This is a genomic window from Polyangium sorediatum (assembly GCF_029946465.1).
GTDB classification, from domain to species: domain Bacteria; phylum Myxococcota_A; class Polyangia; order Polyangiales; family Polyangiaceae; genus Polyangium; species Polyangium fumosum.
In genome coordinates, this window is record NZ_JARZHI010000019.1 from 60111 (window position 1) to 81511 (window position 21401).

General features: G+C 69.5%; 14 protein-coding genes. 7 read left to right on the forward strand and 7 right to left on the reverse strand.

Features of this window, described 5'->3' with window-relative positions; translation table 11 throughout:
* Positions 1-66 precede the first annotated feature (66 nt).
* From QHF89_RS21980 to QHF89_RS21990, 3 genes are all read left to right on the forward strand, one after another.
* Entirely contained in the window at positions 67-1290 is a 1224-nt protein-coding gene (locus QHF89_RS21980) for an FHA domain-containing protein (RefSeq protein ID WP_284720789.1), read from the forward strand.
* On the forward strand, positions 1287-2588 hold the full coding sequence (locus QHF89_RS21985) for a serine/threonine-protein kinase (RefSeq protein ID WP_136967982.1): 1302 nt from the start codon (positions 1287-1289) through the stop codon (positions 2586-2588). The genes QHF89_RS21980 and QHF89_RS21985 overlap by 4 nt, the downstream gene beginning before the upstream one ends.
* Before the next feature lie 133 nt (positions 2589-2721).
* Positions 2722-6084, forward strand: a complete 3363-nt coding sequence (locus tag QHF89_RS21990) for a tetratricopeptide repeat protein (protein ID WP_136967983.1) — start codon at positions 2722-2724, stop codon at positions 6082-6084.
* A gap of 76 nt (positions 6085-6160) precedes the next feature.
* Here the strand turns inward: QHF89_RS21990 and QHF89_RS21995 are convergent, their stop codons facing one another.
* The gene (locus QHF89_RS21995; RefSeq protein ID WP_136967984.1) at positions 6161-8296 is read right to left on the reverse strand and encodes a M3 family metallopeptidase; all 2136 of its coding nucleotides are present in this window, start codon (positions 8294-8296) and stop codon (positions 6161-6163) included.
* Between the two features lie 61 nt (positions 8297-8357).
* On the opposite strand from QHF89_RS21995, the gene QHF89_RS22000 reads away from it, so the two are divergent.
* On the forward strand, positions 8358-8654 hold the full coding sequence (locus tag QHF89_RS22000; RefSeq protein ID WP_136930681.1) for a hypothetical protein: 297 nt from the start codon (positions 8358-8360) through the stop codon (positions 8652-8654).
* Between the two features lie 16 nt (positions 8655-8670).
* Here the strand turns inward: QHF89_RS22000 and pruA are convergent, their stop codons facing one another.
* Positions 8671-10302 (reverse strand): L-glutamate gamma-semialdehyde dehydrogenase, encoded by a 1632-nt coding sequence (pruA, locus tag QHF89_RS22005; RefSeq protein WP_136930682.1) that lies wholly within the window; start codon positions 10300-10302, stop codon positions 8671-8673.
* 92 nt (positions 10303-10394) lie between these two features.
* Between pruA and QHF89_RS22010 the strand changes: the two genes are divergently transcribed.
* Positions 10395-11399 (forward strand): DUF2804 domain-containing protein, encoded by a 1005-nt coding sequence (locus tag QHF89_RS22010; RefSeq protein WP_136967985.1) that lies wholly within the window; start codon positions 10395-10397, stop codon positions 11397-11399.
* A 38-nt stretch (positions 11400-11437) separates the two neighbouring features.
* Here the strand turns inward: QHF89_RS22010 and ligA are convergent, their stop codons facing one another.
* Both ligA and QHF89_RS22020 read right to left on the reverse strand, forming a co-directional pair.
* Positions 11438-13402, reverse strand: coding sequence for an NAD-dependent DNA ligase LigA (gene ligA / locus QHF89_RS22015; protein WP_136967986.1), 1965 nt, complete (start codon positions 13400-13402; stop codon positions 11438-11440).
* A 31-nt stretch (positions 13403-13433) separates the two neighbouring features.
* Positions 13434-13910 carry an NUDIX hydrolase gene (locus QHF89_RS22020; protein ID WP_136967987.1) on the reverse strand — a complete coding sequence of 159 codons (477 nt, stop codon included), beginning with the start codon at positions 13908-13910 and terminating at the stop codon, positions 13434-13436.
* A gap of 121 nt (positions 13911-14031) precedes the next feature.
* Between QHF89_RS22020 and QHF89_RS22025 the strand changes: the two genes are divergently transcribed.
* Positions 14032-14877, forward strand: coding sequence for a carbon-nitrogen hydrolase family protein (locus tag QHF89_RS22025; RefSeq protein WP_136967988.1), 846 nt, complete (start codon positions 14032-14034; stop codon positions 14875-14877).
* Positions 14878-14911: 34 nt separating this feature from the next.
* Positions 14912-15382, forward strand: a complete 471-nt coding sequence (locus QHF89_RS22030; RefSeq protein ID WP_136967989.1) for a hypothetical protein — start codon at positions 14912-14914, stop codon at positions 15380-15382.
* 458 nt (positions 15383-15840) lie between these two features.
* Here the strand turns inward: QHF89_RS22030 and QHF89_RS22035 are convergent, their stop codons facing one another.
* From QHF89_RS22035 to QHF89_RS22045, 3 genes are all read right to left on the reverse strand, one after another.
* A complete protein-coding gene (locus tag QHF89_RS22035) occupies positions 15841-16284 on the reverse strand; it encodes a helix-turn-helix domain-containing protein (protein ID WP_170229247.1) in 444 nt (147 codons plus the stop codon).
* 517 nt (positions 16285-16801) lie between these two features.
* Positions 16802-18736 carry a DNA gyrase/topoisomerase IV subunit B gene (locus QHF89_RS22040; protein ID WP_136930689.1) on the reverse strand — a complete coding sequence of 645 codons (1935 nt, stop codon included), beginning with the start codon at positions 18734-18736 and terminating at the stop codon, positions 16802-16804.
* Positions 18737-18739: 3 nt separating this feature from the next.
* Positions 18740-21166, reverse strand: a complete 2427-nt coding sequence (locus tag QHF89_RS22045; protein WP_136967990.1) for a DNA gyrase/topoisomerase IV subunit A — start codon at positions 21164-21166, stop codon at positions 18740-18742.
* Positions 21167-21401 lie beyond the last annotated feature (235 nt).

The window sequence follows — 21401 nt, forward strand, 5'->3', positions numbered from 1 at the left end:
CCGGGCACGGCGGGCCTCGCGAGAGCCCTCGCGCAAGCCTTCCGAGCCGCGCTACCATGCCGCGCAGTGGGTCTCTTCGATCGCTTCCTGCGCTGGGGCGAGGGCCGACGAGCAAAAGACGCGCGCGCCCGGGAGCTCGCCGGTGATCTTGCTTCCGCGGCTACGCTGTACGTCGAGGCCGAGATGCCGGACGAAGCGGCGCGCGTGCTCTTGCTCCGCGCCGACGCCGAAGGCTCGGCCGAGCAACGGATCGCGTTCTGTGACGTCGCTGCGCGCACCGCGAAGAGCGAGGAGATCCAGAAACGCGCGCTCGGTCGCAAGGCGTTGCTGACGCTCGACGTGATCCGCGCCCGCGGCGGGGCTTCGTTGAAGAGCGAGCTCGGGCGCGTCGCCCGCGAGCTCGAAGGCGCAGGGCAGCTCGAACGCGCGGCCGAACTCTACGCGGAGCTCGGCGACGCCGAGGCGGAGATCCGGGTGCTCACGGAGATGGGCGCGATCGAGAAGCTCGAAGAGCGCCTCAAGGCCTCGCATGCAGAGTCGCGCAAGGTCCGCGAGGTGACGGACGTGCGCAGGCGTGTGGCCGATCTCGACCGGACCGCGGAGCGTCGCGCCGCATTGGACGTCGCGCGGGCCGCGCTCGCGGAGCGAGACGACGACGTCGTGGCCGACGCCGCCCGCGCGATCCGAGCGCGCCTCGCGACGGGGCCGCTCGTTGATCTGGAGATCGGCGGGAAGCGCTTCCATGCGGCGCTCGGCGAGGAGGTGACGATCGGCCGCGGGGAAGCGACGATCCTCGTGGGTGCTCGGGCCGTGAGCCGCACACACCTGCGCATCCGCCGGGAGGGGAATGCGATCTTCGTGGAGGATCTCGACACGCGGAACGGGACGATGCTCGCGGGCGCGCGGATCCAGGGCGTGATCCCGGTGGGTGAGGGGATTCGCCTGGAGCTCGGCGGCGAGGTGCCGTGCGGGATTGAGCGGCCGACGGTGTCGCCCGAGCGGGAGCTCGTGCCGGACGGCGTGGTCGTGACGATCGCGGGGACACGTTTCCTCGCGCCGCTCGGGCCGCTCGTGGTGGGCGCGCTGCACGTCGATCGGGTTGCACACGGCGACAGCGGATTCGTGGTGCTGCGGACGCCGAGCGGGGCGCCGCGGCCGATCCTGGGCGAGTTCGAACTCGCCGCCGAGGTGGAGCTTTGCGTCGGTGACGAGATCCGCGCGCGTCGCGGCGGGCCCGTGGTGTTGCGCGTGGCCACGGCGAGCCGCGAAGGAAGCGGGAGCGGCGCGTGAGTTTGTGGCGGAAGATCAGGGGGCGGCTCTTCGGCGAGAGCGAAGAGGCCACGAGCGAGGAGGCCCTTCGCGGAGCGGACGATCGCGCGACGGCTGCGCGTGCAGAGCCGCGCCGCGATCCTGCGCGCGCCGACGTCGACGAAGCGTCTGCCGAGCTCGCGCAGCTCGCGCGTGTGGGCGCGCCGGATGGTCCGAGCGAGGAGCAAGCGATCCTGCTCCTGCGCAAGGCGCGCGGAACGGTGCGCGAGGCCGAAGCCGCGGCGCGTGTGCTCGAAGCCGCGGAGGACTACGCGGTGCCGGAGGCCGTGCGGCTCGCATGCGCGGACATCCTCGCGGCGCGCGGCGACGAGAAGGGGGCGCTCGATGCGCTGGCGAACGCGTCGAGCACGCCGGCGCTCTTGCTCGCGGCGGATCTCAACGCCTCGCTCGGCCAGCTTCCGCGCGCGCTCGGGACGATCGAGCGGGTGCTCGCGCGGAACATCGACACGCCGGGCGCGCGGGAGCGGCACACGCGATGGCGCGCGGCGCTCGGCGCAGCACCCGGACCCGCGCGGCGGCTCGACGAGGCCACGGTGGTGACGGACGCGGGCGCGCGCGCGCCGTTCCGGCTCTTGCGTGAGGTCGCGCGCGGCGGCGCCGGGACCGTCTACGAGGCCGAGGACGAGCTGCTCGGGCGGCGCCTCGCGTTCAAGGTCTACCATCGGCGTGGTCGCGACCAAGAGCACCTCGAACGGGAGGCGCGGCTCGCCGATCGGATGCGTGGGCCCGGCGTGATCCGCGTGCTCGACGCGGATCCAGACGAAGGATGGCTCGCGCTTGAGTGGATCCCGCGGGGATCGGTGCGCGACGTGCTCGCCCGGGGCGATCTCGCGGCGCTCGTCCCCATCGATCGCTGGGCGCTCCCGCTCGCTCGGGCGCTCGCGCGGCTGCACGCAGGAGGGTTCGTCCACGCGGATGTCAAGCCGGCGAACGTGCTCCTCCGGGACACCGGTGAGCCCTTGCTCGGCGACTTCGGCATCGCGCGGCCGCTCGGCGCCCGCGGGGAAGGGGGCAGCGCCGGATACGTCTCGCCCGAACGCATCGCCGGCCGGTCGAGCGACCCGCGCGACGACGTGTACGGCTACGGCCGCGTGCTCGAAGACGTGCTCCACAGGCTCGGGGAGCGGGGGATCGCCATGGAAGAGGCCGCGCGGTGGCGCGCGATCGCCGACGTGTGCATCGGCCCGGACGATCGGCGCCCGGCGAACGGCGCCGAGCTGGTCGGGCGTCTGCCCACGGCGCGGGCGAAGGTCTCGTGAGCCTCCCGCGCCCTTGCAGCCCAGGACACTGGAACCGGCGGACCACCGAGGCCTGTCGTTCGCTGCGCTCACCACGCCCGAGGCCTGGTAGATTCCCTGCTTCGATGAAGGCCCGCGGCCCGGGAGCAGCCTGATGCGCTTGGCGATCGTCGCGACGCCCTCGCTCCTCTCCGACATGCGCGCTCCGCCGGGCGCGCTCGACGGCGACATCCTGCGCTCGCGTCTCCCCCTGGACGACACGGCGTTCGAGGTCGTGGACATCGATCCCCACGTGGATCTCGCCGAGCAGCTCGACACGCTCTTCGAGCAGCGCAAGCCGGGGCCGGAGGACGAGCTCCTCTTCTACGTGTCGAGCCCCGTCGCGGTCTCGGTCGACGGCGAGTTTTTCCTCTGCCTCGATCCCGAGAACCCGCAGACCGGCGACGCGCTCGCGGACGTGGTCGCCGTCTTTCAGGATCACGTGTCGGGTCCCGTGCTCTTCGTGCTCGAGTGCCGCCACGCGCCTGCGCCCGCCGATCCGTTCCGCAGCGCGACCGTCGTCGCCGCCGCGAAAGACGCCGTGAACCCGCAGCGCAGCGGGATCGAGTTGCTCATCGCGGCGCGGCCCTCGGCGCCCGGCGTCGAGGATCGACCGTCGCCGTTCACGCGCGCGCTCATCAACGCGTTCGACGACGCGGACGCGGAGACGGGCCTGCTCGCGCGGATGCTCTACGAGCGCATCAAGGAAGGGCTCGTCGGCGTGGTGCCGTGTTTCGCGCACGCGCGCGGCTGGACGCCGTTCGCGTTGATCCCGGTGCCCGTCGGCTCGACGATCTGGAAGGACGCGGGCGTGCCTGCGCTGGCAGACGCGCCCTCGACGCTCGACGCGGAGGCGCTGGCGCGCGGTGAGCGGCTCGAAGAGGTGACGCTCGAATCGGAGGCGGCCGAGGCGCTGCTCGGATCCCTCGGCAAGCCGCACGCGCGCTCGGTGCGCGTGGAAGCCGTCGAGCCGCCGCCGCTGCGGGAGGGCTCGCCGGAGAACATGCCGCAGAGCGTGGACGTCGTGCTCGACGACGCCGCGTTCGGCGAGCGCGGTCCCGTGACGACGTTGCGCTCGCGCATCCTGCCGAGCTCGACGGCGCCCGAGCCCGAGCCCGAGATCACGCAGGAGAGCACAACCGAGCCCGAACCCGAGCCCGCGCCTTCGATCGCGCCCGAGCCTGCGCGGATCCTGCAGGCGAGTGAGCCTTCTGCGGCTTACGTGGCGACGACGTTGCCCGAGGATCGATCGTTCACGCGCCCCGAAGCGTCGGTCCCTCGCGTGATCATCCAGGAGCCGGTGCCTCCATCGGTCGCGCCGGCGACGACGCCGAGCCCGCAAGCCGAAGAAGTCTCGCCTGCGCCCGCGCCGCGCATCACCGTCGTGCCGGAGATCCCCGAGCCCGCGGCGACCACGGTCGCGTCGCCGCGTGTGTCCTCGCCGCCGCCCGTGCCGACCACGTCGCCGAACGCGTCGTCTGCGCCCGAGACGCCGCCGGCGGTGGAGACGTCGCCCGCGGTGCACCATCGCGACGTGGGCGACGCGATGCTCGCCGCCAAGGATCACGAGGGCGCGCTCGGCGAGTATCGCAAGGCGCTCGGCCACCTCGCGCCCGGCGACACGGAGGAGCGCGCCGAGCTCTATGTTCGCCTCGCGACCGCGAAGTGGGGGCAGGAGAAACGCAAGGAGGCGATCTCGAACCTCGACAAGGCGCTCACGCTCCGCCCCGAGTACCGCCCTGCGCTCGAAGCCCTCATCGTGCTCAACGTGACGGAGCGTGATTTCCGCGCCGTACACGCCGCCGAGGAGCGGCTGCTCGCGACCCTCACGAGCGAGACGGAGCGCTTCGAGCACCTCATGGAGTTCGGCGATCGCTGGGAGAGCATCGGCTCCGATCCGGGCCGCGCGCGCGCCTCGTTCGAGCGGGCGCGCGACATTCGCCCCGAGGATCTCCTGGTCCTCGGCAAGCTGCGCCGCCTCTACGAGCACGCGAGCGAGATCGACAAGGTGATCGAGATCCGCCGCCGCATCGCGGAGCTCACGCCGGTCCCGCGCGACCGCGCCGCGAGCTACCTGGAGCTCGCGACCTACTGCCAGGAGATCGAACGCGAGGAGCTCGCGATCGAGATGCTGGAGCTCGCGATCGACAGCGACTCCAGCATGATCGAGCCGCTCGACACCCTCGCGCGCATCCTCTCGGAGCGGCAGGAGTGGAGCCAGCTCGAAGCGATCTACCGCCGCGCGCTTGCCCGCCTCGATCGGCTCCCCCAAGGCGAGCCGCGTCGCCGCGCGGCGTGGGAGATCGGGCGGCGCCTCGGTCTCCTCTTCCGGGATCACCTGGAGGATCCGCTCGTGGCGCTCGCTTACTTCGAGCGCTCGGTCGACGAGCGCCCCGAGGATCTCGGCGGCCACCTCGTTGTCGCGGATCTCGCTCGTACGATCGGCCGGCACGAGCGCGCGCTCGTACACCTGCGCGACGCGGCGAAGCTCGATCCGCAGCGCGCCCAGTCGTACCACGACATCTTCGACGTCGCGCAGAAGCTCCGCCAGCCGGACGTGGCGTACACCGCCTCCGTGGTCACCGCGCACCTCGGCGTCGTCGAGTCGCGCGAGAAGTTCCTCTACGACGAGCACAAGCCGAACGGCGTGCCGCGTTTCCTGAGCGCGATGCCCACCGAGGGCTGGGATCTTTTGCGAGACGAGCGGAGAGACACGCTCACCGAAGGCGTGCTCGAAGCGATCGCGGGCGCCGCGATCGCTGCGCGGCTCGAACAACTCGAGAGCGATGGGCGGCTCCCGGCGCTGGATGCGTCGCAGAAGCAGGACCTCCAGCGCAGCACGATCTCGATCGTGCGCTCGTTCGCCTGGGGCAGCCATTTCCTCGGCGTGACGCCGCCCGACGTGTACGTGCGCGAGGACGCCGGCGTGAGCCTCGTGGCCATCCCCGCGACGGACGCCACGGTCCTCGCGGGCCAGCACGCGCTGCGCGGCCGCACGCTCGCGGAGCTCGCGTTCCTCGTGGGCCGGCACCTCACGTACCACGTGGGCCATCACCGGCTCTTGCTCTTCTACCCCTCGCTCGAAGAGCTCAGCGCGTGTTTCGTCAGCGCCATCGCGATCGCCCTGCCGGACGAGCCGATCCCCGCGAAGGTCCGCGACGTGGTGCTCGCATTCAAGCCGCTCTTCGAAGCGCACCTCGACGACGAACAACGCAAGGCGCTGGAGGAAGCCGTCTCCGCGTTCGCCGCGGCAAACGTTCGTCCGGACCTACCCCGCTGGGCAGCGGCCGTGGAGCGATGCGCGACGCGCGCGGGTTACCTCCTCTGCGGCAGCCTCGACGTGGTCGCGACGCTCCTCCGCGCCGAGCCGCGTGGCGCGCTCGACGCGGAGACGAAGATCGCTGATCTGCTCGGATTCACGGTCTCCGAGGCACACAGCACGTTGCGCGAGTCGATGGGGATCTCGGTGCAGCCTTAACGGTGGGGGCTCCGGTCGGACTGCTTTGCAGTCCTTCCTCTGCCCCCACACCCCCGCACTGCAGATCGGAGACGAGTCACTCCTTGCCCTTGAGGTACGTGAAGTACGCGTCGTGGCTGGGAGCGCGGCCGAGGAAGCGCGAGATCATCGTCCGCTCGTCTTCACCGCCGCCCTTCGCCAGCACCTCGGTCCGCCAGGCGTCGGCCGTCGTCGTGTTGAGCAGGCCCTCCTTGCGGAAGCGCGTCAGCACGTCGCGCGACAGGCTCAGCGCCCACTGGTAGCCGTAGTAGCCGGCGTCGTAGCCGATCAGGTGCCCGAAGCTCGACTGGAAGTGCGTCCCCTTCACGTAAGGGAACACGTCCACCTTGCCCTGCACCTCCTCCACCACCTTCGTCGTGTCGAACGGCGCCTTGCGAGCGTGGAGCTCCTGATCCAGCGAGGCGAGGAAGAGCTGCCGCTGCGTCCCGAGCGCGAGCCCGAACGTGCGCGCCTTCGTCATCGACGTGAAGAGCGCGTCCGGGATCTTCTCGCCCGTCTTGTAGTGCCGTGCGAACGTGTCGAGCACGTCGCGCGACCACGCCCACTCCTCGAACATCTGCGACGGCGCCTCCACGAAGTCGCGCACCGCGTTCGAGCCCGAGTACGACGCGAGCTCCGAGCGCGTGAGGAGCTGATGCAGCACGTGGCCGAACTCGTGGAAGAACGTCGTCACCTCTTCGTGCGACATCAGGCCCGGCTGGCTGCCCTCCGACTTCGGGAAGTTGCACACGAGTGCCGCCATCGGCTGCTGCCACGTCCCGTCGGGCAGGCGCTTCGCCGTGCGCACGCCGAACATCGCCGCGTGCTTGTACTTGTCGGCGCGCGCGTAGAGGTCGAGATAGAACTTCCCGATCTTCTCGCCCTTCGACCACACCTCGTACGCCGTCACGTCCGGGTGCCACGCCGCGGCCGGCACCTCGTGGTACTCGAGCCCGTACATCTTCGCGGTGGTGTCCATCAGGCCCTTCTTCACCGCGCCGATCTCGAAGTACTCGGCGAGCGCTTGCGAGTCGAAGTTGTACTTGGCCTTCCGGACCTTGTCCTCGAGGTAGTACCGATCCGCCGGATAGAGCACGTCCGTCTTCTTCCCGCCGAGCCGCACGTGCTCCTTGCGCAGCTCCTCGAGCTCGACCTTCACCGGGTCCTTCAGCGCGGCCGAGAGGTTGTCGAGGAACTCGCGCACGTTCTTCCGGCTCTTCGCCATGCGCGGCTCGATCGCGTAGTCCGCCCATGTCTCGTAGCCGAGCAGCTTCGCCTTCTCGGTGCGGAGCGCGAGCAGTTCCTCCAGGAGCCGCACGTTCTGCTTGCCGCCGCGGTTCGTGAACTTCACGTAGAGCTCGAGCGCGAGCTTGCGGTTCTTCGCGTACGTGATGAACGGGAAGTAGTCCGGGTAGTCCGTCGAGATGCGGACCTTCTTCTTGTCGTTCGGCTTGTGGCTCGCGACGTACTCCTTGGGCAGCCCTTCGAGCTCCTTCTCGTCGACCTCGATCCACTCCGTCGAAGCGCCGATGTTCGACATGAACGCCTGGCCCTTCTTCGTGATCTCCGCGTTGAGCTCGCGCAGCCGCGCCTGCTTGTCCGCAGAGAGTTCGAGCCCGTTGCGCCGGAAGTCGCGCAGCACGTCCGCCAGCAGCCGCGCCCGCTCGCCTTCGAGCTTCTCGCCCTTCTTCGCGTAGGCCTGGATCACCGCGGCCACGTCCGCGTCGAGCCAGAGCGACGTCTGGAAGGCGTCCGTCTTCGGCTCACAGGCCTTCGCTGCCTCGCGCACGGCCGCGTCCGGGTGCGCGACGCCCATCAGGTACGGGAACTCTCCGGCGCTCGCGACCTCGAGGACGACGTCGTCGAAGCGACCCACCGTCGACGCGAACGTGAGCTTGTCCGCGGGCGCGCCCTTCAGCGCCTTGATGTCCTCGGCGAGGCCCTTCGCCTTCGCGAGGTGCTCATCACAGAGCTTGCGCGCGCCGTCCGGCGTCATGCCGAGCGCCACGGGATCAAACGCGGGCTTGGCCGCGGGCGCAGGCGGCGGATCCGCAGGCTTTTCCGTTGTCGTGGCGCCGCTCGTCTTCGGGGTGTCCGCGTCCGCGGTCGGAGGCGTCACGGGCTCGGGGGTGGATCCACCACAGGCGAGGAGGGCGAGGGCGAGCGAGACCAGGGCGAAGCTCGGGGTGCGCATCGGAGCGCCCGTATACCACTCGGCGCGCTCTGCCAAAACCCGCCTGCGTTATCCTCGACGCATGCGCCCTTCGACGCTCTTCGCCCTTCTCCTGACCTTCGTGATCTGCGCCTGCGGCGATCGTTCCCCCGAGGACAGTTGCGCCGTGGTTTGCCAGAAAAACGCGCTCTGCCAGCCCGGCGCGAGTGCGTCGCTCTGCACGTCGACTTGCCTCGAGCTCGCGGCCGACGACGCGGCCTACGCCGCGTCCCTCTCCGACCAGGCCGACTGTTACGAGGAGCAAGCCGAGTACTACGAGGAGGAAAAGGGCGTGTGCGTCGCCCTCGAGGGCGGCGCTTGCCGGGCCACGCCGGAGTGACGCAGAGGCGCCCGCGTCAAGGCTCGGACTGGAACGGGTAGGGCACAGCGCGCGGCGGCTCGAAGCTCTCTTTGATCACGCGCGGCGACGTCCAGCGCAGCAGGTTCAGCACGCTGCCCGCCTTGTCGTTCGTCCCCGAGGCGCGCCCGCCGCCGAACGGCTGCTGCCCGACCACGGCGCCCGTGGGTTTGTCGTTCACGTAGAAGTTCCCCGCCGCGTGGCGCAGCGCGGTGCTGGCCTTCTCGATGAACGCCCGATCACGAGCGAACACTGCGCCCGTCAACGCGTATGGGCTCGTCTCGTCGCAGAGCGCGAGCGCCTCGTCTTCCTTGCCGTTCTCGTAAGGCCACACCGTCAGCACGGGGCCGAAGAGTTCGGTCTCCATCAGCGTGTGCTTCGGATCGTCGGTCTCCATCACCGTCGGCTCGATGAAGAAGCCCTCCGTGTCGCTCCACTCGCCGCCGCAGATGAGCCGCGCGTGCCCGCCGCGACGCGCCTCTTCCACGGCGCTCGTGATCCGCGCGTAGGCGCGACCGTCGATCACCGCGCCCATGAAGTTGCGGAAGTCCGCCACGTCGCCGACGCGGATCATCCGCGTGAGTTCCACGATCCGTTCCTTCAGCGCCGGCCACATCGACTTCGGCACGTACGCGCGGGACGCCGCCGAGCACTTTTGTCCCTGGTACTCGAACGCGCCGCGCACGAGCGCGACCGCGAGCGCCGTCGGATCCGCGCTCGCGTGGGCGAAGACAAAATCCTTCCCGCCCGTCTCGCCCACGAGCCGCGGGTACGTCCGGTACCGATCGATGTTCTCGCCGACCTTGCGCCACATCCAGCGGAACACCGGCGTCGAGCCCGTGAAGTGCACACCTGCGAGGCTCGGGTGCTCCAGGGCCGCCGTCGCCATCTCCGCCGGATCGCCCATCACGAGGTTGATCACGCCGTCGGGCAGCCCCGCCTCGCGCAAGAGCGTCATGATCCAGTGCGCGGAGAGCAGCGCGTTCGCCGACGGCTTCCACACGACCGTGTTGCCCATGATCGCGGGCGCCGCAGGCAGGTTCGCCGCGATGGCCGTGAAGTTGAACGGCGTCGCCGCGAAGACGAACCCTTCGAGCGGACGCGGCTCCATCACGTTCCACGTCCCGGGCGAGCTCTGCGGCTGCTCCGTCGCGATCTGCCGCGCGTAGGCCACGTTGAAGCGCAAGAAATCGATGAGCTCGCAGGCCGCGTCGATCTCGGCCTGATGCGCCGTCTTGCTCTGCCCGAGCATCGTCGCCGCGTTGAGCAGCGGCCGGTACCGCGTCGCGAGCAGCTCCGCCGCGCGCAGAAACACCGCTGCGCGCGCCGTCCACGGCATCTCGCCCCACATCTTCGACGCGGCGAGCGCGGCGTCGATCGCGTCGGCCATGTCCGTGCGATTTCCGTCGTGCGCGCGCGCGAGGAGCAGGCTCCGCTTGTGCGGCGCGCGCACTTCGGTGAGGCGACCCGAGAACACGTTGTTCGCGCCGATCACCATCGGGATCTCGATCGTCTCGCCGGACATGCGCGCGAGTGCTGCCTTGAGCTCCGCGCGTTCGGTCGTCCCGGGCGCGTAGGAACGCACCGGTTCGTTGACGGGATGGGGCGTGTTCACGATCGCGGCCTGCATGGCGCGCGAGTCTACCACCGCGATCCGCGGGGGCGCTCCCGCGCCGTGCACAGGGCCGTGCCGTCTTCCCAGGGCTCGCTATTCTCCCGTGGATGCAGATCCACCGGACTCCGCCCGAAGCGATCCTCGACCCGACCACCCAGCGGCCCCGGTTCGGCACGTACGAAGGGGGTCTGCCGCCCGTCGCCTTCGGGGCCGCGGCGAAGAACCCGCTCACCCGCGTGCGCCGCGAAAAGCGCTGGTTTTATGTGGCGATCGCCTCCGACGAGCTCATCTGCGCCGTCGCGATCATCCGCCTCGGCTACGCCGCCAACGCCTTTGCCTTCGTCGTCGATCGACGCGAGGGCCGCGCCCTGGTCGACGAGACCACGAAGGGCCCGCCTTTCAGCGCCTTCATCGGCGACAGCGGCGGCGAAGGCTGCCTCGCCTCCTACCACCTCGGCGCCAATCACCTCTCCGTTTCGCGACCGGTCGGACAGAGCGATTACGCCATTGACGTACGGATGCAGGGCCTCGAACTCCAGGCGCGGCTCGGCACCTCGAAGGCGCCGCCTGCGCTGGGGGTGGTCGCAGCGCTCCGGGAGGGCCTCTTCTCGACGACGGAGAAACGCGCGCTCCTCTCGGTGGACGGCTCGCTCGTCGCGGCGGGCCGCAGGTTCTCGCTCGACGGCGCGCTCGCCGGGTACGACTTCACGGCGGGCCTGCTCGAACGGCACACCGCGTGGCGATGGGGTTTTGGTCTCGGCCGCACCGCCGAGGGCAAACCCATCGCCTTGAACCTCACCGAGGGGTTCGTCGGGGATCGCGAGTGCGTCGCGTGGATCGACGGCGAGGTCGTGCCCCTCTCGGGTGTTCGTTTTTCGTTTGACCGCGAACGACCTTTGTCGAGCTGGCAGGTCCGCGCGCCCGACGAGCGCGTCGATCTCACCTTCACGCCGAGCGGCCTCCACACCGAGCGCCACGATCTCGGGATCGTCCGCTCGCGTTTCCTTCAGCTCGCGGGTGAGTTCTCGGGGCGGATCCTCGTGCCGGGGCGCGAGCCGATCACCCTCGATCGGCTCGCCGGGGTCACCGAGGATCAGGACACGTACTGGTGAGGGGAGGGGAGCGGGGCGGGGCGTGGGCGTGATCGAGGTCAGGAGACCTTCACGCCCTTGTCTTGGATGAGCTTGAAGAAGCCGGCCTCGTCGAGGAGCACGGTCCCGTACTTCTTCGCCTTCTGCGCCTTGCTCGACGTCGAGTCCGCCTCGGCGCTCACGAGGTAGTTGAGCTCCTTCGTCACGCCCGAGAGCACGCGCCCGCCGTTCGCCTCCACGAGGTTCGTCATCTCGCCGCGCGGACGGCTCAGCGCGCCCGTGAAGCAGAACGACATCCCCGCGAGCGGCCCTTCTTGCTCCTGCGTCACGGGCACGATGCCCTGCGCGATCAGCCTCTCGATTTCGGCTTTGCGGCCCTGCAGCCCGCGCACGATCATGCCGGCCTTGATCGGGCCGAGCCCCGAGATCCCCGCGAGATCCTGCTCCGTCGCCGCGAGCAATTTTTCGATCGTCGTGTAGCCCGACGCGACGAGTAGCCGCGCCGTTTGGATCGCGAACCCCTCGATGCCAAGCGCCGCCAGGAACACGGGCAGCGTCAGCGGAAGCCGGCTCGTGAGTTCGTCGAGCACCTTCTTCGCGATCTTGTCGCCGCGCCGTTCGAGGTCGGCGATCTGCTTCGGCTTCAGCTTGTAGAGATCGCCTGGCTCCTTCACGAGCTTCGCCTCGACGAGCTGCTCGATCAGCTTGTCGCCCCACTCGAGCGCGCCGATCGCGTCGATCCAGTTGTGGATCCGGCCCTCGACGAGCGCCGGGCACGCCTGGTTGCGGCAGAGCAGGTACTCGCCGCTCGTCACGAGCTCGGCCGAGCAGCGCCGGCAGCGCGTCGGCGGCTGCTCCGTCTTGCCGCCCTTCTCGACCACCTCTTCGACGTACGGGATCACGTCGTTCCGTCGCGAGACCAGGACCTCGTCGCCCACGCCGATCCCGAGCGCGCGCACGTTGCCCACGTTGTGCAGGCTCGCGCGCTGCACGGTCGCGCCCGCGAGCTCCACCGGCTCCACGATCGCCACCGGCGTCACGCGTCCGCTCGGGCCCGTGTCCCAGAGGATCTCCACCACCTTCGACACCTTCGCCTGCGACGCGAACTTGAACGCGGTCGCGCCGCGAGGCCGCCGGTTCACCTCGCCGAGCAAGGTCTGCGCGGCCGTCGAGTTCGCGCGCACCACGAGCCCGTCGATCTCGTAGTCGAGCCCCGCGCGGATCTCCGACGCGTACTTCCGGTAGATCCCAAGCACGTCCTTCAGCGTGCCCTTTGCGGTCCAGGGCGTGCCGAAGCCCTGCTTGCGCAGGAACGTGATCTTCTGCTCCTCGGTCGTGACGTCGAGGTGATCGGCGAGGTCGTAGAACAGCACCGTCAGGTGCTCGCAGCCCTGGCCGTCGAAGCGCTTCGACGTCCCGGCGGCGGCGTTGCGCGGGTTCGCCACGCCCGGGAACGACTTCTTCATGTCCGACAGCTTGAGGATGATCTCGCCGCGCACGCTGAGCGTGAGTTTTTCCTTCAGCTTCTGCGGCACGCCGCGCATGCGGGCCACGTTCGGCGAGATACGCTCGCCCATGATCCCGTCGCCGCGCGTGATCGCGTCGGCGTACTTGCCGTCGCGGTAGATCACCTCGATCGAGATCCCGTCGAGCTTCTCCGCGACGAAGAGATCGTCCGAGATCGCCTTGCCGCCTTCCTTCACGACGAGCTCGTCGCAGCGCGCGGCCCAGGCTTCGAGTTCGGCCTCGTTCACGACCTTGTTCAGCGAACCCATGGGGATCTCGTGCCGAGCTTTTTCCCACTCGGTCACGGCCACCGGCGTGCCGACGCGCGCCAGCGCCGGGTGCGTCGGATCGAGATCCCGCAGCTCGTCTTCGAGCGCGTCGTAGGCGGCGTCCGAGATGTCGGGTTTGCCGGCGTAGTAGCTCGCGCGGTAGCGCTCGATGCGCTCGGCGAGCTCGTCGATCCGCGCTCGCACGGCCGGATCCGGCTGTTTGTCCCAGCCGTGGTGCAGGTGCGTCATCCTCGTGTCCTCCCTCAAGTCGCCTCGAACGTCACTCGAACACCACCTCGCCGCGTTGCGCGGCGGCGAGCATGTCGTCCATCCCCATCGCCAGCGGCGCGGGCAGATCCTCGTCGCGGAAGAGCCGCGCCTCGCGGATCTCCAGCCGGTTCTTCGGCGGCCGGCTCGGCTCGGCCACGCGCGCGGTCACCACGATCGTCACCGCGTGAAACCGGATGTCGCGATCCGGCCGCGAGAACACGCCCACGATCGGGCCAATCGTCACGTCGTCGACCCCGGCCTCTTCGTCGAGCTCGCGCACGACCGTCGTCCGCAAGGTCTCGCCCCACTCGACCGTGCCGCCGGGCAGCGCCCAGGTCCCCGTATCGGCGCGGCGGATGAGCAGCCACCTCCCGTCGTCCGTCCGGGCAGCCACGGCCACGCCGACCACGGGCCTTTTGAGGAGGTGCCGCACGATCTCTTGCGCCACGCCGAGAACCGACCGCGGCAGGTACGAGAGGGGCCCCATGCGGCGCGCAGAATAGCGGCCCATCCGAGGTCGGGAAGGGGCATGCGTGGGCCCTGGTCGATTTCAGTGGACGAACCTCATGTTCGACACGCTACGCCCTGCGCGAGGTAGGCTTCCCCGCATGCGTGAGCCTCTTGTTGCCGCGGCCGTGCAGATGAACAGCCAGGCAGACCTCGCCGAGAACCTCGGCCGGGCCGGGCGCCTCGTGGCCGAGGCTGCCTCGCGCGGCGCGAAGGTCGTGGTCTTGCCCGAGAACTTCGCGTTCATGGGCGGGGACGACGACGAGCGGCTGCGCGTCGCCGAGGATCTCGACGCCAAGGACGGCGGCCGGATCCGCGCGTTCCTCGCGGAAAACGCCACGAAACACGGCGTCTGGATGCTCGCAGGCGGCCTTCCCGAGCGCTCGTCCGATCCGAAGCGCGTCCACAACACCTTCGCCGCAGTCGCGCCCTCGGGCGAGATCGTGGCGCGGTACCGCAAGATCCACATGTTCGACGTCGAGGTCGGCGACGGCCAGCGCTACCGCGAGTCGGCCTCGTGCATGCCGGGCGACGAACCCGTCGTCGTCGACGTCGCGGGCACGCGGATCGGCCTCTCGATCTGTTACGACCTGCGGTTCCCCGAGCTGTACCGCGAGCTCGTCGCGCGCGGCGCCGAGGTGCTCGTCGTGCCGGCGGCGTTCACGCTCGCGACAGGCAAGGATCACTGGCACGTGCTCCTGCGCGCGCGGGCGATCGAGGCGCAGTGTTACGTGATCGCGGCGGCGCAATGGGGGAGCCATCCGAAGGGGCGCAAGACGTACGGGAAGTCGTGCATCGTGGACCCTTGGGGGGAGGTCGTGGCGCAGGCTTCGGAGGGGGAGGGGATCGTCGTCGGCACGCTCGATCCGGCGTACCTCGCGCACGTCCGGGCGAGCTTGCCGTCGCTCCAGCACCGGCGGATCGGGGTCGGTTCGCGGCAGGCTTGAGGTGACTCCCAAAGTCGTCGTACCTTCCTGGATCGTGGGACGTTTTCGCCTTGGGTTCATGTTCGTGCCGCTCCTCGTGGGCTGCGCAGGGGGCAGTGGGCAGGCCGTGGAAGGGCCAGCGACGGGCGCGGCGATCGAGGCGGACAAACCCGCCGAGCCCGAACTCGTGGGCGTGAAGAAGAAGCTTCAGGGGACGTGGGAGATCGTGCGGTACACGTCGGATCACCCGATCCCGAACGAAGCGATGCCGCTGATGGCAGACCTGTTCGAGTCGCTGCGCATCGGGTTCGACAAGGATGCGCAGAGCGTGCGGACCTCGAAGACGCCCGACGAAAGCGCGCCGTATCAGGTGGATGGCGAGTCCGGCGACGCCTTCACGCTTCGAGCGAGCGGAGGCATGTTCGACGGCGCGAAATGCCGATTTCTCGGCGCGGACGAGTGGGAAGTCACGGATCGCGGCAAGACCTGGCCCGGCGTCAGCGTCCTCCGTCGCGCAGCCCGCTGAGGCCGCGACACGCGCTCCGCAGAGCGGATCCAGAGCCGCGTCTCGTCGTCCGCGCACGCCCTGCGCGGGGCTCTGCCCCGCACCCCGGAAGGGGGCTGTCCGCCCCCTTCACCCCGGACCAGGTACGGCCTGGACCGAGGGTGGAAGAACTGCGCTCCGCGCAGTTCTTCCAAGGGGCCCGTGGAAAGACCATGAAGGTGCGTCTCGAGCTGGCGACGGGGCCGTTGCCGGTCGAGCCGTCAGCGCTGCCGTCTCGATGGGCAAGGTCGCCTGTGGTCTTGACCCTGGCTGTTCGATGAGCTGCGCGGAGCGCAGTTCATCGACCCTGTGTCCAGCGCTTGCGCTGGTTCGGGTCCAGGGGTGAACAACCCCTGGTCGGGTCCGGGGTGAAACCCCGGCGCTACGTTGTAGGGGGGAGGAGGGGTCCGGGGGAAAACCCCGGGTCGAGCCGACTCGGCTCAGCGCTTCGACAGCAGGGCACGCAGTTCGGCGGGCCTGCGGAAGCCGATGCGGCGGGCGACGTCGCCTTCGCTCATGCCTTCGGTGAGCAGCTCGCGGGCTTTTTGGGCGCGCACCTCATCGTAGAAGACGTGAGGGGAGCGACCGAAGGCGGCGCGGAACTGCCGGGCGAAGTGGAACTCGGACAGGTCGAGGTCGAGGGCGACCTCGTACGAGCGGATTCGTTGACCGGCTTCTGCGGCGGCCCGAATGCGCTCGCGGGCGACGCGCATGCGCTCGGGCGTGCTCTTCGGGATGATTTGTGAAGGCTGCGGAGCGGGGATCTTCGGCAGCGTTTGGGTGATGGGGGCCTGGCGAACCGCAAAAGGCGGCATATGCGAGGCCGAGGGCATACGGGCGGCGGAGGGTGCGTCCAGCATCGTCAAAGAAAGCGCATCGCTCACGGGAACCTCTCCTTGCCACGGGGACTCTCGCCGCTGCATGCGGCGCCGTGACGGCAACTCGACGTTCTGCCTTTGCAACCCTCGGGCCGAAGGTCGTCAGGGGGGGATCTGGTATCTGAATTTACCATATAGGCATACCAATCTCGGATGCGCATAACGACACATGTGGGACTGGACGCGTGTTTTCGTGGTGACCTGAAACGCAAATGTGCCGGGATTTTGCGCAGATCTGGCGGATTTTTGGCGGCGTGACCGGGACCGCCGAGCATCGTTCCGACCCTTGCGGGTCTTGGCGCTCGGGCCTAACCCTGCGTATGAGCGGGGGGATCTCGTGTTGCGCCGAGTCTGCTCAACTCGCGCAGGTTCGGCTCCGGATGACCGTCGCTGCGGTTCGACGGTGGGGCGAGGATTGCGCAAGTGACGCGCGCGCGTGATCCCGGACGCACGGGGGGTGCGTGGGGACGAACCGCGGAGATGTGGGGGGAGGGGGGCGGGCAGGGGCGGGGAAGCCCCGGGATCAGACGTCGATTTCGGCGCTCTGGGCTCGGTCCATGATGAACCGGAAGCGGGCCGAGGCGTCTTTGCCCATGAGCTCGTTCAGGATGCGATCGGTCTCGAGCTCGCCTTCGATGATCACGCGCAGGGCGCGGCGGCGGCGCGGGTCGAGCGTCGTGGATTTGAGGTCCTCGGCGGGCATCTCGCCGAGGCCCTTGAAGCGGGAGATCTCCGCTTTGTGGCCCTTGGGCAGCTTGACGAGGATGCGGTCACGCTCCTTCTCGTCGAGGGCCCAGTGCGTCTCCTTGCCGGCGTCGATCCGGAAGAGCGGAGGTTGCGCGAGGTAGACGTGGCCGCCGCGGATGAGGCCTGGCAGATGGCGGTAGAAGAACGTCAGGAGCAGCGTGGCGATGTGCTGGCCGTCGCTGTCGGCGTCCATCAGCAGGAAGATTCGGCCGTAACGGAGCTTCGAGGCGTCGAAGTCCTTGCCGAAGCCGCAGCCGAGCGCGCTGACGATGTCCTGGAGCTCCTTGTTCGAGAGCACCTTCGACGTCGAGGCTTGCTCGGCGTTCAGCACCTTGCCGCGCAGGGGCAGGATCGCCTGTGTGCGCCGGTCGCGGCCCTGCTTGGCGGAGCCGCCTGCGCTGTCGCCCTCGACGATGAAGAGCTCGCTCTCGTTCGGGTCGGTGGAGCTGCAGTCGGCGAGCTTGCCGGGCAGGTTCAGGCGGTGCGAGACGGCCGTCTTGCGGACGACCTGCTGCGTCGCCTCGCGGCGGGCTTCGCGAGCGCGGGCGGCCAGGATCGAGCGCATCACGATCGCCTCGCCGGCCGTGCCGTTCTCGAGCAGCCATTGCTCGAGCGCGGGGCGCACGATGCCTTCGACGGCGGGGCCGGCCTCGGCGTTGTTCAGCCGATCCTTCGTTTGCCCCTGGAACTGCGGCTCCTGGATGTAGATCGACAGGAGGCCGACGATGCCCTCGCGGATGTCCTCGGCCGTGAGCGTCACGCCCTTCGGCTGGATCTTCTTCGCCTCGATGAAGGCGCGTACGGCCTTCACGATCGCGGTGTTGAAGCCGCTCTCGTGCGAGCCGCCCGAGTGCGTCGGGATGCCGTTCACGTAGGAGCGCACCGACTCTTCGGGCGACTCGGTCCAGAGCAGCGCGGCTTCGAGCCGGATGTCGCCGTCCTTCGCGACGTGAAACATCGACGCGTGCACCGCAGGCTTGCCTCGCTGCGTGACGAGCTTCGGCAGGTAGTCGACGATCCCGTTCGGGTGCACGAGCTCGACGGTCTCGCCCGTCGCCTGGTCCTTGAAGACGATGAGCAAGCCGCCGTGCAGGTAGGCCTTCGCTTCGAGGCGCTCGCGGACGGTGTCCGCGTCGAACGATGCTTTGTCCCCAAAGATTTCGGGGTCGGGGCGGAAGTGCAGGACGGTCCCGTGCTTGCGGGTCGCGGCGCCGCGCTTGAGCTTGCCCGTCGGGATGCCTCGGCTGAAGGCCTGCATGTGCTCGAAGCCGTCGCGGAGGACCTTCACGTTGAGCTCGACGGAGAGCGCGTTCACCACGCTCGAACCCACGCCGTGCAGGCCGCCGGAGACCTTGTAGTTCGAGCTCGCGAACTTGCCGCCGGCGTGCAGCGTGCAGAGAATGAGCTCGAGCGCAGGGCGGTTGTACTTCGGGTGGACGTCGATCGGGAAGCCGCGGCCGTCGTCGCCGATCGTCGCGCCGCGCCGATCGGCGTCGAGCGTCACCTCGATGCGCTTGGCGTGGCCGTTGATCGCCTCGTCGACCGCGTTGTCGACGATCTCCCAGAGCAGGTGGTGGTAGCCGCGCGTGTCGGTCCCGCCGATGTACATCGCGGGGCGCTTGCGCACCGGTTCGAGGCCTTCGAGGACCTCGATGTCCTTCGCGGTGTAGCGCGATCCGGAGGCGGGCTGCGGGGGAGCGGTCGTTGCCATGGATCAGCTCTCCTCCTCGGGTTTGCCGAGGACGGGCGTCGCGACGGGGGGCGGGACGAGCCGGACGATGCGGTCCTTCTTTGCAGGGAAGCACTGGCGGCCGAACTCGCCGCGCGCTCCGCGCATCTTCTCCGCGTTCTCACGGAGGAGCTTGCCTTTCTCGTTCTCGACCTCGATGAGGTCGTCGAGCGACGCGCCCACCACGCGCTCGCCCTCGTCGAGCTTCATCACGGTCGAGCCCTTGCCCGCGCCGGAGAGGACGCCGATCTCCTCGACGGGCACGCCGAGCGCGAAGCCGTTCGCCGCGACGAGCGCGACGAGGCCTTGGGAGGGGGGCAGCAGGACCGCGAGCACCTCGTCGTTCTCGCCGAGCTTCGCGAATTTGCGGCCGGCGCGCGTGCTCGGCTCACGGTGCTGCCGGAGCGAGAAGCGGAAGCCGAGGCCGCCGCGGGTGAGCGCGAGCGCGAAGGGCGGCTCGGGTTCGACGGCCCCTTCCGTCGGGGCGCGGAGCTCCTCGCCGAGGGCGCGCGGATCGAGCGACATCATCGCTACCATTCGCTCGCCGTCCGCCATCTTGAAGAGCTTCTGGACCGGATCGCCGTAGCCCGTCGAGGGCGGGATGTCGTGGATGCGGCAGACGTAGCAGACGCCGAGGGTCGAGAAGAACGCGACGGCCGAGCGCGTCGAGCCTGCGACCGCGGCGAGCACGGAGTCTCCCTCGCGGAGCCGCGTCTGTGCAGGATCCTTGAGCTCGCGCTGCCGTTTGACCCAGCCCTGCGCGGAGAGGATCACGTTCGCATCTTCCGCGACGATGAAGTCCTCGGCCTGGAACTCCGGCTCGTCGACCGCGCCCATGATCTTCGTGCGGCGGCGATCGCCGTACTTCTCCTTCATCTGCGCGAGCTCGTCGCGCACGAGGTCCCAGCGCCGCGTGTCGCTCTTGAGCAGCGCGTCGAGGCGCTTGGCCTCGGCGCGTTTGTCCGCGAGCTCCTTGCGCACGACCTGGATTTCCAGCCGCGCGAGCCGGTAGAGGCGTAGCTCCAGGATCGCGTCCGTCTGCTCCTCCGAGAGGTTGAAGCGCTTGATCAGCTTGCCCGCGGCGTCCGCCTTGCCGTCGCTCTTGCGGATGATCGCGATCACCTCGTCGAGCGCGTCGAAGACGATCTCGAGGCCTTCGAGGACGTGGATGCGCGCCTTGAGCTCGCCGAGGTCGAACTCCAGCCGCCGCGTCACCGTCGAGTACCGGAACGTCAGGAACTGGTTCAGGATCTCGTCGAGCCCGAGGCGCTTCGGTGCGGCGACCTCGGGGTTGTCCGTGGGCACGAGGCAGGTGAGGTTCACCGGCACGTGCACTGCGAGCGGCGTGTTCTTGTAGAGGTACGCCATCACGAGCTGCGGATCCGTCCCGCGCTTCGTCTCCAGCACGATGCGCACGAGGTCTGTCGACTCGTCGCGCACGTCGAGCAGCGGCGGCAGCTTCTTCGAGAGGATCACCTCGGCGATCTTCTCGACGATCGCCTTGCGCTCGACGCCGTACGGGATCGACGTGACCACGAGGAACGAGGGACCCCGCTTCGTGTCGTCCTCTTCGATCTTCCACTCGCCGCGCAGCTTCAGCGAGCCCTGGCCCGTCGTGTAGACCGCCTCGAGCTCCTCCTTCGTCGCGTGGAGCTGTCCGCCCGTCGGGAAGTCCGGACCCTTGATCTTCTTCAAGAGCCGGCTCACCGGCAGATCCCGCTGGTTCGAGAGCTCGATGCAGGCGTCGAGCACCTCCATCAGGTTGTGCGGCGGGATGCTCGTCGCCATGCCGACGGCGATGCCCTGCGAGCCGTTCACGAGCAGGTTCGGGAAGCGCGCCGGCAGGATGATCGGCTCGCTCTTCGTGCCGTCGTAGTTCGGCCGCCACTCCACGGTGCGCTTGCCGAGCTCGCCGAGCAGCTCGATCGCGAGCGGCCGCAGCTTCGCTTCGGTGTAACGCATCGCGGCGGGTGCATCGCCGTCGATCGAGCCGAAGTTGCCGTGGCCCGCGACGAGCGGCGCGCGCATCACGAAGTCCTGCGCGAGCCGGACCATCGCGTCGTAGATCGCGGTGTCGCCGTGCGGGTGGTACTTACCCATCACGTCACCGACCACGGCCGCGCTCTTGCGGAAGCGCCCGTCGGGGGAGAGGTGCAGGTCGTGCAGCATCGCGTAGAGGATGCGGCGCTGCACCGGCTTCAGGCCGTCGCGCACGTCGGGGAGCGCGCGCGACGTGATGACGCTCAGCGCGTAGTTCAGGTACTTGCGCTGCGCCTCTTCCGCGAGTGACGTGTCGGGCACCGGGGGCGGCGGCGGCGGCTCGCTCCCGCCCGGTGTCTTGGGGGCGCGCCGAGGCCTCTTCGGACCACCCTCGCCATCGAGGGGAAACGGGACCTGCTGAGCAGGGGGCACGGGCGTTATCTCCAGGGTAGGGAGGCCACGCGCCGCCGCCTCGGCTAGCGCGTGCCCCCCAGGAATCGACGGTGTACCCGCGTTCAGTGGACCGCAGGCAGGGGGATGCCATTACCCACGGAGCGCCGATCGGTCAAGCCACGGCGGCACGGTCGCGGCGGGCACGCCAGCTCCGAAACGTATTCGTCCGAAGGGATTCTGCCGGCGAATCCGCGCCCGTCCCCATCGATCCGGC

Excerpts from the sequence above, each read along its gene's own strand:
- ligA (WP_136967986.1), bottom strand. The coding sequence starts at position 13,402 with ATGACGCACCTGCACCACGGCTGGGACAAACAGCCGGATCCGGCCGTG.
- QHF89_RS22025 (WP_136967988.1), top strand. The coding sequence starts at position 14,032 with ATGCGTGAGCCTCTTGTTGCCGCGGCCGTGCAGATGAACAGCCAGGCA.
- QHF89_RS22020 (WP_136967987.1), bottom strand. The coding sequence starts at position 13,910 with ATGGGGCCCCTCTCGTACCTGCCGCGGTCGGTTCTCGGCGTGGCGCAA.
- pruA (WP_136930682.1), bottom strand. The coding sequence starts at position 10,302 with ATGCAGGCCGCGATCGTGAACACGCCCCATCCCGTCAACGAACCGGTG.
- QHF89_RS21995 (WP_136967984.1), bottom strand. The coding sequence starts at position 8,296 with ATGCGCACCCCGAGCTTCGCCCTGGTCTCGCTCGCCCTCGCCCTCCTC.
- QHF89_RS21990 (WP_136967983.1), top strand. The coding sequence starts at position 2,722 with ATGCGCTTGGCGATCGTCGCGACGCCCTCGCTCCTCTCCGACATGCGC.
- QHF89_RS22000 (WP_136930681.1), top strand. The coding sequence starts at position 8,358 with ATGCGCCCTTCGACGCTCTTCGCCCTTCTCCTGACCTTCGTGATCTGC.
- QHF89_RS22010 (WP_136967985.1), top strand. The coding sequence starts at position 10,395 with ATGCAGATCCACCGGACTCCGCCCGAAGCGATCCTCGACCCGACCACC.
- QHF89_RS22040 (WP_136930689.1), bottom strand. The coding sequence starts at position 18,736 with ATGGCAACGACCGCTCCCCCGCAGCCCGCCTCCGGATCGCGCTACACC.